Source organism: Kribbella sp. VKM Ac-2566, from assembly GCF_004366005.1.
In the GTDB taxonomy this organism is placed as follows: Bacteria; Actinomycetota; Actinomycetes; order Propionibacteriales; family Kribbellaceae; genus Kribbella; species Kribbella pratensis.
This window is the reverse complement of the sequence record NZ_SODT01000008.1, coordinates 978,796-993,620: the sequence shown is the minus strand read 5'-3', so window position 1 is coordinate 993,620 and position 14,825 is coordinate 978,796. Positions and strand designations below refer to the sequence as shown.

The following is a 14,825-nucleotide window of genomic DNA, read 5'->3' as shown; positions in this document are numbered from 1 at the left end:
CTATCTTCGCTTGCCTCTCAGGTACTCGCGCCGCCTCATGTAGAGGTCGAAGGCTCGATACATCACCGGCCGCAGCGGCAGGTCCCACTCCCCGACGTACCGTACCGCCTGACCGCCGGTGCCGACCTTGAACTGGATCAGTCCGACGTGCGGGTCGTCGACGTCGAGGGTCGGCGTGATGCCGCGGAGGTCGTAGACGTCGCAACCGGCCGCGAGCGCGTCGCGCATCATCGCCCACTGGCAGGCGTTCGAGCCGCGCACCTCCCGTTTCTCGGTCGCGGAGGCGCCGTACGAGTACCACGCATACGCTCCGACCCGGACCAGGATCGTGGCCGCGACCAGATCGCTCTGGTGGTGGGCCAGGTAGAGCTTGATCCGCTCGGGGTCCTCCGCGCTCAGCTCAGCGAACATCGTCTCGAAGTACCGCAGCGGCCGCGGCACGAAATGATCGCGCTCGGCGGTGTGCACGTACAAGTCGTGAAACGCCTTCAAGTCCGATCCGACCGTGACCTCGACGCCCGCCTTGGCCGCCTTCTTGATGTTGCGGCGCCACAGCTGATTCATGCCCCCGAGTACGTCGTCCTCGCTCCGCCCGGCCAGCGGAACCTCGTACTTGAACTGCGGCTGCCCGGCCCCGAACCCGTCCTCCGGGCTCTGCGCCAGCCAACCCGCGTCGCGCAGCCAACCAGCCACGCGCGCACCGACCGTATCGACGCTTCCGCCAGGCACGTCCGTGAGCCGGCTGATGTCCGGGTCCGCGATCCCGGCCTTGACCTGCGCAGCGCTCCAACTGTCCGTTCGGAGCGGCGGCACCAGCCGGATCGCGAACGCACCCTGTGCCTTCAGGTACGCCGCCAACGGGTCGAGCCACCTGCTGAGATCGCCGGTCCAGTCGATGGACGGCCCATCGGGCAGATAAGCCAGCGTATGGCGCTCCAGGCGCGGCACCGGCCGGTGCAGCACAAGGCCCGCCCCGGCGAGCCGCCGCCCGTCGTACCAGCCGAGAGACTCGCTCCGCCACTCGGTCTTCACGCGGCCCCACGCGGGGGTCTGAAGGAAGCTGACCGACCGCTGGGCCCGGACGAACTCCAGATGCTCCGCCGAGGTGATCGGCGCGACGGTCAGCGTCACCCCTGCATCCTCGGATCGTGCGTCGGGTCGGCGTACCTGGGCGGGCACCCGCGCGTGACGGCCTCCGGGCGCAGCTCGTAGTGCCACGGCTCGTTGTCGTAGATCTGGCACAGCCCATACCTGGAACCATGCTCGGACAGCCAGGCCGTCGCGTCGGAGCGCCCGATGTCGATCGCCTGCCCCGCCACGTGCGGCGACGTCGTAGGGGTGGCGACCCAGCGGGCCGCTTCCTGCTCGGAGCCGTACTTCGAGACCGCCTCCTGGAGCAGGTGCTGCTGGTACGCCGGCGTACGCCAGCCGCTGTTGACGTAGAACTTGACCCCATCGTCCGCGGCATCCGTCGCAGCCTTGCGCAGGGCAACGAGCAGCGCGGGATCGAGATTGGCGACCGCGGGGATGTCGTCGAAGACCGTGACACCGTCAGGTACGGCGCCGTCCGTCTCGCCGAGCGTGGATCCGACCGAAAAGGACGGGAACGCGAGCGACTGGTGGATGAACACGCCGATGATCGCCACGTTCGCGATCAGCAGCGTCGCACGGATGGTCATCTTGGTACGGCGGCCTGCTGCCGGTGCGCTGACGGACATGGGTCCAGTCAAAACAGGCGGGTGTTGTCGGCGCGTATCCGGTTTTGGATATGCGGGCGATATGTCACGCCTCGTACCATCGAGACTGTGCGGGTACTGATCGTCGAGGACGAACCTGAGATGGCGGACGCCATCCGGGCCGGCCTGCGCCTCGAAGCGATCGCCGCCGACGTGGCCGGTGACGGCGACACCGCGCTGGAACTGCTGAGCATCAACACCTACGACATCGCCGTTCTGGACCGCGACATCCCCGGCCCGTCCGGTGACGAGATCGCCAAGCGGATCGTTGCCTCCGGCAGCGGTATGCCGATCCTGATGCTGACCGCGGCTGACCGGATGGACGACAAGGCGTCCGGGTTCGAGCTCGGCGCCGACGACTACCTCACGAAGCCGTTCGAACTTCAGGAACTCGTCCTCCGGCTCCGGGCGCTCGACCGCCGGCGCGCCCACAACCGGCCGCCGGTGCGGGAGATCGCGGGACTGCGGCTGGACCCGTTCCGCCGCGAGGTCTACCGCGACGGCCGGTACGTCGCTCTCACCCGCAAGCAGTTCGCCGTCCTCGAGGTCCTGGTCGCCGCCGAAGGCGGGGTGGTCAGCGCCGAGGATCTCCTCGCGCGGGCCTGGGACGAGAACGCCGACCCGTTCACGAACGCCGTACGGATCACTGTCTCGGCCCTGCGTAAACGCCTCGGTGAGCCCTGGCTGATCGCGACGGTGCCCGGCGCCGGCTACCGCATCGACACCGCATCCGATCCAGCTTCGGGCACAGCATCCGGCACTGGAGCTGAAGGTCGTGGATAGGGAGCCGGGGCTGAGCGTTCGGCTCAAACTCACCCTCAGTTACGCGGGCTTCATCATGGTGGCCGGTGCCTTGCTGCTCGCGGTCGTCTGGGTGTTCCTGCTGCGTTACGTGCCCGACGTGACCATCGGCCCGATGCGCACCCCCGATCGGTCCGACCTGATCCGTGCCTTCTTCCCGAAGGTGACCATGATGCTGGCGCTCCTGCTGGTCTTCGGTCTCGTCGGCGGCTGGATTCTGGCAGGCAGCATGCTCGCGCCGCTGACTCGGATCACCAACGCGACCCGCCTGGCCGCGAACGGTTCGCTGTCGCACCGGATCCATCTGGAGGGCCGCACCGACGAGTTCCGCGAACTGGCCGACGCCTTCGACGTCATGCTCGCCCGGATCGAAGCGCACGACGCCGAGCAGCAACGGTTCGCGGCGAACGCCTCCCACGAACTGCGCACCCCGCTGGCGATCACGCAGACGCTGCTCGACGTGGCCCGCAAGGACCTGAACCGCGACACCGGCGAACTCGTCGAGCGCCTCCATCTGGTCAACACGCGGGCGATCGACCTCACCGAGGCGCTGCTCCTGCTCAGCCGCGCCAACCAGCGGACCTTCATCCGGGAACCCGTCGACCTGTCCCTGCTGGCGGAAGAGGCCACCGAAACGCTGCTTCCGCTCGCGGAGAAGCGCGGCCTCACCATCGAGACCTCGGGGGACGTAACCCCCACCATGGGGTCGAACTCGCTTCTCCTGCAGTTGACGACGAACCTCGTGCACAACGCGATCGTCCACAACCTGCGGGACCAGGGCAGCATCTGGGTCCGGACCGGCGTCGGGCCCCGAACCGTGCGGCTCACCGTCGAGAACACCGGCCAGCAACTCACCGCACACCTGGTGTCCACGCTGGTCGAGCCATTTCAGCGCGGTGCCGAACGGGCCCGCTCCGACCACGCAGGCGTCGGCCTCGGCCTGGCCATCGTCAACAGCATCGCGCAGGCCCACAACGGAACTCTCACCCTCACGCCGCGCGACGGCGGCGGGCTCCGCGCCACCGTGGAGCTGCCCCTGCGGAAAGTCGAGAGGAGCCGGGCGCGACGAGCCCGCGACGCCGCGGGGCCCGAAATCTGACCTAAGCCGCCTTGGCCGTAAGAGTCAGGTGGGTGATGCCGCTCGGGCTCGAGACCACCTCGATGTCGTACTTGTCCTCGAGCGCCTCCAGCCCGTCCCACAGCCGGACACCGCGGCCCAGCAGGATCGGGACCTGGGCGATGTGCGCGTAGTCGACCAGACCCGCGGCGAGGAACTCCCGTACGACGGTAGCCCCGCCGCCGAGCCGGATGTCGCCGCCGCCGGCCGCGGCGCGAGCCTGCTCGAGCGCCTCGCTCGGCGTGGCGTCGACGAAGTGGTACGTCGTCCCACCCTCCATCTCGACCGACGCGCGCGGGCGGTGGGTGAGCACGAACACCGGCGAGTGGAACGGCGGGTTCGGACCCCACCAGCCCTTCCACTCCGGGTCGTCCTGCCATCCGGGCGGACCGAACTTGCCGGCCCCCATGATCTCGGCGCCGATCCCGGGCTCGTGCCGTTCGGCGAACGCGTTCTCGATGCCGACGGTGCCACCGGGCAGGCCGTCCGACGCGTGGAAGAACCGGGTGCCGACCAACCACTCGTGCAGCCGCTCGCCGGCGTGCCCGAACGGGGCCTCCAGGGACTGGCCGTCCCCGGTGGCGAAGCCGTCGAGCGAGATCGCGAGATTGTGAACACGGACTTGGGACATCGGAATGCTCCTTTGTTTCGGCGCCGCCTTCCGGCGCCCTCACGGGAAGGTCGGCGCCGGCCTTCCCGTCTTGACATCACCACACCGAAAATCTGCTTTTTGCCGCTGGTTCACCGTCGAAATGAGTCTGATTAGCGTGTGCTCCGGGCGGGGCACAGTGTCCTGCTCGCTCAAGGAGGATGCGCAGATGGAGAGAGCTCACGTCAACAGGAGGACGGTCCTGGGCGGCCTGGCCGGGGCTGTCGGCGCCGCGGCGTTACCCGGCGGAACGGCGTACGGAAGCACCTCCACGGAGGCGAGGCCGCTGCGGCGGTACCCGGCGGCCTGGCCGGAGCTGGAGCCGTACGGCGCGGCTGACACCCGGCTCGACCTGTGGCCGCGTGACGACAACTCCTTCGTTCTGCCGCTCGAGCTACGGCCTCGTGACGAGGAGCTCGGGCGGGTGTGGATGCGTGACACGTACGTCAACTGCTTCACGGTCGACGGCCGCCCGCTGTACGTCGCAACAGGTACGACGCGCGTACCGGGGCGGCCCGCGGCCGGCCCGTGGAACGACGGCATCTTCGTCTGGACCGCACCGTCGCTGCACGGTCCGTGGCGGCTCGCCGACACGAGTGGGATCCGGCCCGACGCGGAGCGGGGGAAGGTCTGGTCACCCGAGTTCGTCGGCGAGAACACGCCCGGCCGTACTGTCGTCGCTCCATGGCAGGAGTACTGGTACGACGACCAGTTCGGCAAACGCGGAAACGCCTGGGCTCCCGAACTGCACTACTTCCGCGGTACCTGGTACATCGTCGCCTGCATGGGCGACCACTCCCGCAAGGTCGGATCGTTCCTGCTGATCAGCGAGGGCGGCGTCGAGGGTCCGTACCGAGTTGCCCAGGGCAACCTCACCAAGCCGTTCGGCGACTCCTTCATCGGCGGCCCGAGCTTCATCCTGCCCGGTGCCTACCATCACATCGACGGCGGGCTGTTCTCCGAGGGCGACGACGCGTGGCTCGTCCTGCACAACAACCTCTACGCGCGGTTCCGCGACGACATGGAGGACATCGTCCCCTCGACCAACCTGCCCACGTTCCAGCAGACCCCGTACTCGCCTGAGCCCTACCTCGAGGGTGCGTACGTGATGAAGTACGGCGGAAAGTACTACCTCATGCACGCCGCGTGGGACCGCGCGTCGACGAACCCGGACGGCAGCGCGCGCAACGCGTACGACCCGGCCGCGCCGGGCCGCGTCCAGTACCAGTACGACCTGATCATGGCGATCTCGGACCGCTTCGAAGGCCCGTACTCGAAACGCTGGACCGCAGGTGTCGGTGCCGGTCACAACAACGTGTTCGTCGACGCCTCCGGCCACCTGTGGGCGACCTTCTTCCGCAACCCCGCCTTCGGCTACTGGGCCGACCCCACCCGCATCGCCGACGCCGCAGTCCCCGGGGTCGTCCGCATGGAATGGACAGGCCCAAACACCAACCGCCTCTACGTGCAACGCCGCAACAACGGCCTCACAACCAGCGGCTGAGGAGCCAGACCATGCCACCAACGCGAATCCTCACCCGAGTTATCGCCGTCGTCGGTGCGCTGGCCCTGGTGAGCGGCGGCTCCATCACCGGAGCCGCCGCGCCGGCACCCGACGCCTCAACCGAACCGCTTCCGGCGCTCGGCGCCCTGGGGGCCAACTACAACGAGAACCTGGACCAGTTGAACTATCTCGAGCTGCGGACGGCCCGCGCGAGCTGGGTCCGCGGCTTCTACACGCTGCCCGAGGCCGACGCCGTACCGCCTGAGCAGAGCGAGACTCTGCGGGTCATGCGCGACGCCCACAGCCGCGGCTACAAGACCCTGCTCAGTCTGAAGTTCCCGAAGACCTCGATGTCGTTCCCGCGACCGGGCAGCCCGGAGATGGCCGCCGAACTCGCGCGACTGGACCGGGTGCTGCCTCTGGTGTTCGGGACCGTCGACATCGTCACGATCGGCAACGAGCCGTTCATCGAGAGCCTGCCGGCTGAGCGCGACGAGCGTCTCAACGAGTTCTACGAAGCCGTGGCCCGCAATGTCGTCAACGCCCGGCCGGCTGGAAGCACCACCCATCTGTTCATGGGCGCCCTGAACCGGCTGGATCTGCCGCAGAACCGCACACCCGCCGTCGAGCGCTATCTGCGCTTCGTCCGCGAGACGCCCGAGCTCGAGGGCGTCGACCTGCATCCACACGTCGCCGACGAGGCCGCGATCCAGGCCTTCCTCGACTACACGTTGCCCAGGCTCCGGCCGAGCCAGACGTTCCTCGTCACCGAGTTCTCCCTCGTCTGGTACTGGCAGCAGCACCTCACCGACCGCATCCCGGTGGCCTTCGCGCAGCGATACGGCTATTCGCCGGACCGTCAGGTGTGGGAAGTCATCGGAGACGCCATCAAGCATCCGTTCCCCGCACGCAAATGGAACGACCTGCTGTCCGAGAGCCCATGGTTCGAGTCCAAGAAGCACTTCCTGCGGGACGAGCTGGACCGCTTCCGCGCCACGGGCCGACTGGCCGTCGCGACGTACGGCTTCCGGCAGATCCCGTCGATGACGGCCGGCTGGAGCGCCACCAAGGCACCGTGGCTGTTGAACAGTGTGTTCGCACCGCTGACGGTGCGGTCGCGCGACGACGCGATGTCGACGCCTGGCTATTCCTGGATCGACGACTTCCGCGCCCTGCAGTGAAGAGACCGTGGGCCCTCGAGCTGAGGGCCCACGGCAACTACTTCTGGTACGTCGTTTCGTCGAGGCCGCTCATGGTGGGGTCGTAGGCGACGTCGCCGACGTCGTACATGGACGTCATCCAGTGGTAGAAGTTGTCGCCGCGCTCCCGGAGCACCGTGTACAGCCGCCGCATCATCCGCGACCGTACGCCGGCCTGCTCCGGGTGCTGGTACACGTTGAGTAGTTCGTCCGGATCGAGTTCCAGGTCGTAGAGCTCGTTCACCGAGTCCGGATTCACCACGAGCTTGTACCGGTCCGTGCGCAGCATCCGTTGCGGATAAGGGAAGTGGTGCCCGTGGAACTCGCACACGATGTCGTCGTCCCACTCGACCTGCTCGTCGTTCACCAGCGGCAGCAGACTCCGCGAGTCGACGGCCGCCGTCGGGTCGGCTCCGGCCAGTTCGAGGATCGTGGCGGTGCAGTCGAGCAGGCTGACGAACTCGTTCCGTACGACGCCCTCCGGCTGTCCCGGCACGCGGATCAGGCCGGGCGTGCGGTAGATGTCCTCGTACATCGCCGGCCCCTTGTCGTGCAGCCGGTGCGAGCCGGTGAACTCCCCGTGGTCGCAGGTGAAGAAGACCGAGGTGTCGCCGGCGAGCCCGAGCCGGCGCATCGCGTCCAGGACCCGGCCGAGCTGGAAGTCGATCAGCGCGACGTACCCCTGATAGATCGCGATCAGCTTACGTGTGGTCTCGATCGGCATGGTGTCGAACGTCCAGTGCGCGCTGTAGTTCTTCTGCACCATCGGCTTACCCTGGAACGTCTCCGCCACCGATCGTGGCAACTCGACGTCCGCGGGATCGATCAGGTCGAAGTACTCGTCCGGGAGGATGTACGGCAGGTGCGGCCCGAAGAAGTGCAGCGCCAGGAAGAACGGCTGCTCCCGTTCACGGACGTCCGCCGCGTACCGCTCGAGCATCTCGATCGCACGAGTGGCGAGGTAGTGCTCGAACGTCGCCTCCACCGGCTGGTGCAGCCGGGCGGCAAGCAAGTTGCCCGGCCCACCGTTGGGCAGTGTGCCGCGGATCCGGTCCGAGATCTCGTACGGCGGTAGGCCGCGCTCCTCAAGGTACGCCAGGTAGTCGGGGTGATCCACCGGGTTGTGCCAGCCGGGCAGATCGGGGCCGTCGAACCCGAAGTCACCGGCCGACTTCTTGGTACCGACATGCCATTTGCCGATCAGTCCGCAGTTGTACCCCTTGTCGCGCAGCGCCTGGGAGAAGGCGAACGTTCCTTCGCCCAGATCCTCGAGGTACCCGACGTTCCGCTCGTAGTTCGCCAGCAGCTTGTGACGGAACGGCGCCTGTCCGGTGAGCAGGCTGGCGCGAGCCGGCGTACAGATCGCCGTCGGCGTGTACCAGCGGTCGAACCGGGTCCCGGTGCGGGCCAGCTCGTCGAGGTTCGGGGTGGTCCCCAACTGGTTGCCGTAGGCACCGAGCGTGTCGGCCCGGTGCTGGTCGGTCATCAGGAACAGGATGTTCTTCGGCTCGGTCACTTGGCCGCCGCCGCGGTGAACAGGTCGCCGGTGTAGTAGGTCTTCGGATCGGCCTTCGACTTCAGCTTGCCGGCCTGGACGAAGTAGTCGGCCATCCCGTTCAGCCACTTGCCGATCGTGCCGTCCTTGGTCTTCGCGTCCAGTTCGTCGACCGACAGCACCTTGACGTGGCCCGCGTCGGCCTTGACCTGGTCGACCGGCACGCTGAGCATCTTCGCGGTCAGTTCGATCGACTTGTCCATGTTGGCGGAGCGGTAGGCCATCGCGTCCCGCAGTACGGCGATCGTCTTCTCGGTCTTGTCCTTCTGACCGGACACCACGTCGTTGCCGGCCACGAACGCGGTCGGGAACGAGACCTGGGACTCGAAGTCGGAGTTCTTGGCGAGCTCCGTCAGGTCCGGGACCTGCTTCTTGATGGTTCCGATGGCGGGGTACCAGAAGCCGGCGGCGTCGATCTTCTTGGACGCGAACGCCGACACGATCGTCGAGGCGTCCATGTTGACGACCTTGACGTCCTTCTTCGTCATCCCGGCCTTCTGCAGCGCGAGGGTGAGGATCATGTCACCGGACGTGCCTTCCGGTACGCCGACGGTCTTGCCGCGGAGCTGGTCGATCGAGGTGGTGCCGGAGCGCGCGATCACCCGGTCGGCGTTGCCGAGGGTGTTGATCGCGACGATCTTCGCCTGCCCGGACGCCGGCAGCCAGAACGCACCCGGGCCGATGTAGCCGAAGTCGAGGTCGCCGGTGCCGAGGGCCTGGATCTGCAACGGGCCGTTCGTGAACACCTTGGTGTCGGCCTTGAGGCCGTGCTTCTCCCAGAGCTTCTGATCCTTCGCGATCGCGAGCAGGCTGGTGCCGTTGTAGTCGGCGATGTAGCCGAACTTCACCTGCTGGAGGTCGCCGCTCGCGCTGTCGTCCGAGCCGCCTCCGCAGCCGGACAGGGCGAGCGCCAGGGCGGCGGCGCCGGCGGCCAGGGCCGTCAGTTTGCGTGAGAGTGACATGAGACGTCCTTAGGATCGAGCCGTCGCGGGTGACGGCAGAGAGGTTCCGGAATCGGCCGAGCTGCGGCCGTCCTGGTGGTACACGGAGTGCCAGACCCGGTTGCGCAGTACGGCGAACTCGGGGCTGAGGCGGAAGTCCTCCGACCGGGGGTACGGCAGGTCGACGTCGATCACGTCGTAGATCCGCCCGGGCCGGGCGGCCATCACGATGACGCGGTTCGCCAGGAAGACCGCCTCGTCGACGTCGTGGGTGATGAACATGACCGTGCGCTGCTCCTGGCTCCAGGTGTCGAGGAGCTGCTCCTGCAGCTTGACCCGGGTCAGGGCGTCCAGGGCCCCGAACGGCTCGTCCATCAGCAGGATCGACGGGTTCACGGCGTACGCGCGGGCGATCGCGCACCGCTGCCGCATACCGCCGGACAGCATCTTGGGCAGCGCGTCGGCGAATTCGCCGAGCCCGACCAGGTCGATGAAGTGCTGGGCCCGTTCGCGTCGCTCGGCCTTGCCTGCGCCTGCGGTCTTGAGGCCGAACTCGACGTTCTTGCGCACGGTGAGCCACGGGAAGAGCGCGTACTGCTGGAAGATCACGCCACGCTCGGGCCCGGGACCTGACACCGGTACGCCGTCCACGAGCGCGCGCCCCGAGGTCGGTTCCTCCAGGCCCGCGAGGATGTTCAGCAACGTGCTCTTCCCACACCCCGACGGCCCCACGACGGTGATGAACTCGTTGTCGGCGATGTCCAGAGACACCTCGTCGAGTGCGGTGAACATGTCCTTGCCCAAGGCAAACGTCTTGGTGACGGACTGGACGGAGATCTTCATCGGCGCTCCTGCCATCCGGTGAGTTTGCGTTCGGCCATCAGCAGGACGCGGTCCATCAGCAGGCCGAGGATCCCGATCGAGATCAGGCCGACGAAGATCGTCGGCAGGTCGTAGTAGAGCTGCGCGTTCTGCATCCGGAAGCCGAGGCCCTGCTGGGCGGCGATCAGCTCGGCGGCGACCAGGGTGGCCCAGGCCGAGCCCAGACCCACCCGCATGCCGACGAGGATGAACGGCGTCGACGCGGGCACCACCACCCGGGCGAAGATGCCGGCGTCCTTGGCGCCGAGCACCCGGGCGGCGTTGATCAGCGTGCGGTCGACGTTGACCACGCCCTGGAAGGTCGAGATCACGCAGGCCAGGAATGCGGCCAGGAAGATGACGAAGATCTTCGGCGCCTCGCCGATCCCCATCAGCACGATGGCCAGCGGGATGATCGCCAGCGGCGGAACGGTGCGGAAGAACTGGATCCACGGCTCGACCAGTCCGCGGATCACGGCGTACCAGCCCATCAGGAACCCGACGGGAACGGCGGCGGCGGTGCCGAGCGCGAAGCCGATCAGGACCCGCGTCAGGCTGGCCAGGACGTCCTTGCCCAGCGTGCCGTTGCCGATCAGGGTGATCGCCTGGGCGACGACCTCGGGAGGCGTGGGCAGTTTGAGTCCGGCGAGAGCCAGCGCCCACCACACCGCGATACCGAGGCCGACCGAGACCGTGTTCAGGAGCAGGGGAAGACCACCGGCCCGGGCGCGCGTTCGTCCTCCGGCGCGGTCGCGCGGCTTGGCGCCGCGGGCGGTCTGGTCACTGATGACGGCCATCGGCCACTCCTCGGGTCTGCCGCGGGCGGATCGCCGTCCGCGAACCGGCGCCGGACGGCGCCGGTGTCTCTGGGTAGCCCGCCAGGAGCGGCGAGCTGTGGAACACCGCGGCGAGTGCGCCGAGTGCGCCGTCGTCGTCGGCGAGGTGCGCCGCCCGTACGCCGGGGGAGGCGGCGCCCGGGAAGAGCTCGTAGGCGACGGTCGCGGCGGCCTGCTGGACGATCACGGGCGCGAGCCGGGTGATCTCGCCGCCGATCACGATCTCGGCGGGGTTCAGCGCCATCGCGACGGCGGCGAGCACGCGGCCGACCGCGGCGGCAGCGTCGCGCAGTACCCGGTCGGCCACCGGGTGCGAACGGGCGACCGCGGCCGCGAGGTCGTCCAGGCTCTCCACCGGGAGCCCGGCGGCCCGGCAGGCGGCCAGGATCGCTGGGACCGAGGCGATGGTCTCGAGGCAGCCGTTCTTGCCGCAGCGACAGAGGTCGCCGTCGGCCCGCACCGTTACGTGGCCCAGTTCGCCGGCCAGCCCGGCGGAACCGGACACGAGTCGGCCGCCGACCACCAGCCCGCCGCCGACTCCGTCGGACAGGCGGACGTAGAGGAGGTGCTCGATCGCCTTCGCGCCGAAGATCGCTTCCGCTAGCGCTGCTAGCCGGGTGTTGTTGTCGACGATCACCGGTGCGCCGAACCGCTCGCAGAATGCTTCGTCGACCGAGGCCTCGTGGAAGCCGTCGGCAGCCGCCCGGTGGGACGGGTAGTCGCGCACGCCCGGCTTGCCCGAGTACGGCCCCGGGATGCCGATCCCCACACCCTGCAGGGCGCCGTAGTGGACGCCGTACTCGTCGCTGAGCCGCTCCACCAGGCGGAACGCGACGTCGAGCCGGGTCGGCCAGTCGACATGGTCCTCGTACCGGTCGGAGCCCGAGGCCACGATCTCGTGCGAGGCGTCGGCCACGACGACGTGCACGCGGCGATGCCCGAAGTCGACGCCCATGAACTGTCCGGAGGCCGGATCCAGGGCCAGCCGCTCGGCGGGCCGGCCGCTGCCCTCACGGTGCGCCGCGTCGGTGTCGGTCACCACGATGGCGCCCCGCTGCAACAGGCTCCCGGTGATCTCGGACAGGGTGGTACGGGACAGGCCGACGGCACGGGCGATCTGGTTCCGGCTGAGCGCGCCCTGCTCCCGCAGCACCTGGAGGACCCGCTCTTCGTGGGTCCTCCGCACCAGCGCCTGCACTCCTGGATAGGTCTGCACGATGGTGACGCTAGGAACCCGGAATTATTCCGTCAACACTCCGACAAAATTCAACTCCCTTTTCGACGGCCGCGACGCAATTCCCCGCCGGGCTCGCGCCTGGTCACGGCTGCAGGAGCGCCTTGATCGCCTGACGACCGTCCATCGCCTCATAGGCCCTGGCGGCATCGGACAAGGGGAGGGTGAGGTCGAAGACCTTGCCCGGGTCGATTTCGCGCCGGGAGATCAGGTCGATCAGCGTGGGTAGGTACTGGCGGACGGGCGCGGGTCCGCCGTGCAGGTGCACGCCGGAGAAGAACAGCTCGTCGCCGGGCAGCGCCACGTCGTGGGCAACACCAACGTAACCGACGTGACCACCGGGGCGGGTGGAGCGGATGGCCTGGAGCATCGACTCCTGGGTGCCGACGGCCTCGATAACGCTCTGCGCGCCGTAGCCGTTGGTGAGCTCCTTGACGCGCGCGACCCCCTCGTCCCCGCGTTCGATGACGATGTCTGTCGCGCCGTACTCCAGTGCGCGGCTCTGCCTGGACTCGTGACGGCTCATCGCGATGATGCGTTCGGCGCCGAGGTGCTTCGCCGCGAGTACGCCGAGGAGCCCGACCGCGCCGTCGCCCACAACGGCCACCGTCTTACCCGGTCCCGCTTGGGCCGCGACCGCGGCGAACCAGCCGGTCCCGAGCACGTCCGACGCCGCCAGGAAGGAGGGAACCAGGTCAGCGTCGGGCAGGCCGCCGGTCGCGACCAGAGTGCCGTCCGCGAGTGGTACCCGGGCCAGCTCCGATTGGGTGCCGATGGCACCCATCAGCTCGGCGTGGACGCAGCGTGACTGGTAACCGGCCCGGCAGATCTCGCACGTGTTGTCGGAGGCGAAGAACGAGCCGATGACGAAGTCGCCGGGCTTCACGGTGGTCACCTCGGAGCCGATCTCCTCGACGACACCGACGTACTCGTGCCCCATCGGCGTCGGCCCGGCGAGCTTGTCCTGGCCGCGGTACGGCCACAGGTCGGAACCGCACACGCAGGTCGCGCTGAGCCGGATGATCGCGTCGGTCGGCTTCTGGATGATCGGGTCGGGGCGGTCCTCGACGCGGACATCGCCGGGACCGTACATCATGACTCCACGCATGGCTGGGAACCTTTCTGGTTGGTGATCAGTGCGATCAAGGACGCAAGGGTGAGGGCAACCACGATGGATGCCATCGGTACGGCGGTACTCGCACCGCCGATGCCTGCGAGTGGGGCGATCACTCCGGCGGTACACCACTGCAGGAAACCCAGCAGTGCCGATCCGGTACCGGGATGCTCCGGAATCTGAGCTGAGGCCAGTGCCCCGGCGTTCGGGCCGACGAATCCCTGGGCGGTCATCAGGACGAAGAAGCCGACGAGCGCCACCCCGAGCGGCATGCCGAACCAAAGCGCGCCGGCGAGCAGGAGAGCTCCCGCCAGACCGGTCACGACCAGTCCGAGGAGCACGATCTTCCGGGTCGGGACACGATCGGCCAGTCGTGCGGAGAGCAGTGTCGCGATGGTCAGGCCGACGGCGTTGAACGCGAAGTCCACCGAGTACGCGGCCGGGGAGAGGCCGTTCATCGATTGCAGCACGAAGGCCGACGTGGCGACGTACGCGAAGATCGTGCCCATCGAGAACGCGAACACCAGCAGGTACCCGAGGAAGCCGCGGTGGCGCAGGACGCGACCGGCCGGCCGGACGGAATGGTATCCACGCCGGAGCGTCTCGGGCACGCCGAACGCGACCGCCACCACCATCAGCGCGGCGAGGGTGGCGACGACCCAGAACGACACGCGCCAGTGGGTGAACTGCAGAACGGCTGCCCCGAGCAACGGTCCGACGATGGGCGCGATCCCCGCGACGCCGGCGACCACGTTCATCGCCCGGACCAGCCGCGCTCCGGAAGTCAGGTCCACGACGATCGACCGGGCGATGACCATCGCCCACCCGCCGCTGAACCCCTGCAGCAGCCGGGCGACCATCAGCACGCCGATCGTCGGGCTGAACGCGCACAGGACCGACGCAGCCATCAGTACCAGGAGCGAGACGAGCAACGGGCGACGCCGGCCGACGCGGTCCGAGAACGGTCCGCCGAGTAGCTGGCCCAACGCCATACCGACGAAGAACGTGGTCAGGGTCAGCTGCACCTCGGTTGCGCCGGTGCCGAGATCGCGCGCGACCAGCGGGAACGCCGGCACGTACATGTCGGTGGCCAGTGGCGCGATCGCGGTGATCAGCACCACCGTGGCAAGCACAGTGGCGGTCAGCGCCGCGTCACGGCTGGTCGGCTGCGGCCGGGTGACGGTGCGGGGCATGTCTCCATGCAAGCGCCGGCAGAGACGCTGAAGAAGTCACGCTCGAGAGGTGTACCAGCAGTACATCCCTCGCGAGGTACGCCGC

General features: G+C 68.4%; 14 protein-coding genes. 4 read left to right on the top strand and 10 right to left on the bottom strand.

The window, feature by feature from the left end; genetic code table 11:
• Positions 1–1,131, bottom strand: a complete 1,131-nt coding sequence (locus EV647_RS07600) for a peptidoglycan bridge formation glycyltransferase FemA/FemB family protein (protein ID WP_134000403.1) — start codon at positions 1,129–1,131, stop codon at positions 1–3.
• Positions 1,128–1,718: a M15 family metallopeptidase gene (locus tag EV647_RS07595; protein WP_238177074.1), complete on the bottom strand. Its 591-nt coding sequence runs from the start codon at positions 1,716–1,718 to the stop codon at positions 1,128–1,130. Before EV647_RS07595 ends, EV647_RS07600 begins: the two co-directional genes overlap by 4 nt.
• A gap of 87 nt (positions 1,719–1,805) precedes the next feature.
• On the opposite strand from EV647_RS07595, the gene EV647_RS07590 reads away from it, so the two are divergent.
• Together EV647_RS07590 and EV647_RS07585 are read left to right on the top strand one after the other, a co-directional pair.
• Complete coding sequence (locus EV647_RS07590; protein WP_134000400.1) at positions 1,806–2,519, top strand: response regulator transcription factor; 714 nt, start codon at positions 1,806–1,808, stop codon at positions 2,517–2,519.
• Complete coding sequence (locus EV647_RS07585; protein WP_134000397.1) at positions 2,512–3,636, top strand: HAMP domain-containing sensor histidine kinase; 1,125 nt, start codon at positions 2,512–2,514, stop codon at positions 3,634–3,636. Before EV647_RS07590 ends, EV647_RS07585 begins: the two co-directional genes overlap by 8 nt.
• A gap of 1 nt (position 3,637) precedes the next feature.
• On the opposite strand, the gene EV647_RS07580 is transcribed toward EV647_RS07585, so the two are convergent.
• Complete coding sequence (locus EV647_RS07580; RefSeq protein WP_134000394.1) at positions 3,638–4,285, bottom strand: dihydrofolate reductase family protein; 648 nt, start codon at positions 4,283–4,285, stop codon at positions 3,638–3,640.
• A gap of 187 nt (positions 4,286–4,472) precedes the next feature.
• Between EV647_RS07580 and EV647_RS07575 the strand changes: the two genes are divergently transcribed.
• Entirely contained in the window at positions 4,473–5,807 is a 1,335-nt protein-coding gene (locus EV647_RS07575) for a family 43 glycosylhydrolase (protein WP_134000391.1), read from the top strand.
• Positions 5,808–5,818: 11 nt separating this feature from the next.
• Positions 5,819–6,988, top strand: a complete 1,170-nt coding sequence (locus tag EV647_RS07570; protein ID WP_134000388.1) for a hypothetical protein — start codon at positions 5,819–5,821, stop codon at positions 6,986–6,988.
• A 37-nt stretch (positions 6,989–7,025) separates the two neighbouring features.
• Here the strand turns inward: EV647_RS07570 and EV647_RS07565 are convergent, their stop codons facing one another.
• The 7 genes from EV647_RS07565 to EV647_RS07535 all read right to left on the bottom strand — a co-directional run bounded on the left by EV647_RS07565 (position 7,026) and on the right by EV647_RS07535 (position 14,740).
• A complete protein-coding gene (locus tag EV647_RS07565) occupies positions 7,026–8,522 on the bottom strand; it encodes a sulfatase-like hydrolase/transferase (protein WP_238177073.1) in 1,497 nt (498 codons plus the stop codon).
• Positions 8,519–9,523, bottom strand: a complete 1,005-nt coding sequence (locus EV647_RS07560) for an aliphatic sulfonate ABC transporter substrate-binding protein (protein WP_134000385.1) — start codon at positions 9,521–9,523, stop codon at positions 8,519–8,521. Before EV647_RS07560 ends, EV647_RS07565 begins: the two co-directional genes overlap by 4 nt.
• 9 nt (positions 9,524–9,532) lie before the next feature.
• Entirely contained in the window at positions 9,533–10,345 is an 813-nt protein-coding gene (locus EV647_RS07555; protein ID WP_238175203.1) for an ABC transporter ATP-binding protein, read from the bottom strand.
• Positions 10,342–11,160, bottom strand: coding sequence for an ABC transporter permease (locus tag EV647_RS07550; RefSeq protein WP_134000379.1), 819 nt, complete (start codon positions 11,158–11,160; stop codon positions 10,342–10,344). Before EV647_RS07550 ends, EV647_RS07555 begins: the two co-directional genes overlap by 4 nt.
• A complete protein-coding gene (locus EV647_RS07545) occupies positions 11,144–12,415 on the bottom strand; it encodes an ROK family transcriptional regulator (protein ID WP_134000376.1) in 1,272 nt (423 codons plus the stop codon). Before EV647_RS07545 ends, EV647_RS07550 begins: the two co-directional genes overlap by 17 nt.
• A gap of 103 nt (positions 12,416–12,518) precedes the next feature.
• A complete protein-coding gene (locus tag EV647_RS07540) occupies positions 12,519–13,541 on the bottom strand; it encodes a zinc-dependent alcohol dehydrogenase family protein (RefSeq protein WP_134000374.1) in 1,023 nt (340 codons plus the stop codon).
• The gene (locus tag EV647_RS07535) at positions 13,526–14,740 is read right to left on the bottom strand and encodes a multidrug effflux MFS transporter (protein WP_134000372.1); all 1,215 of its coding nucleotides are present in this window, start codon (positions 14,738–14,740) and stop codon (positions 13,526–13,528) included. Before EV647_RS07535 ends, EV647_RS07540 begins: the two co-directional genes overlap by 16 nt.
• Between the last annotated feature and the right edge of the window lie 85 nt (positions 14,741–14,825).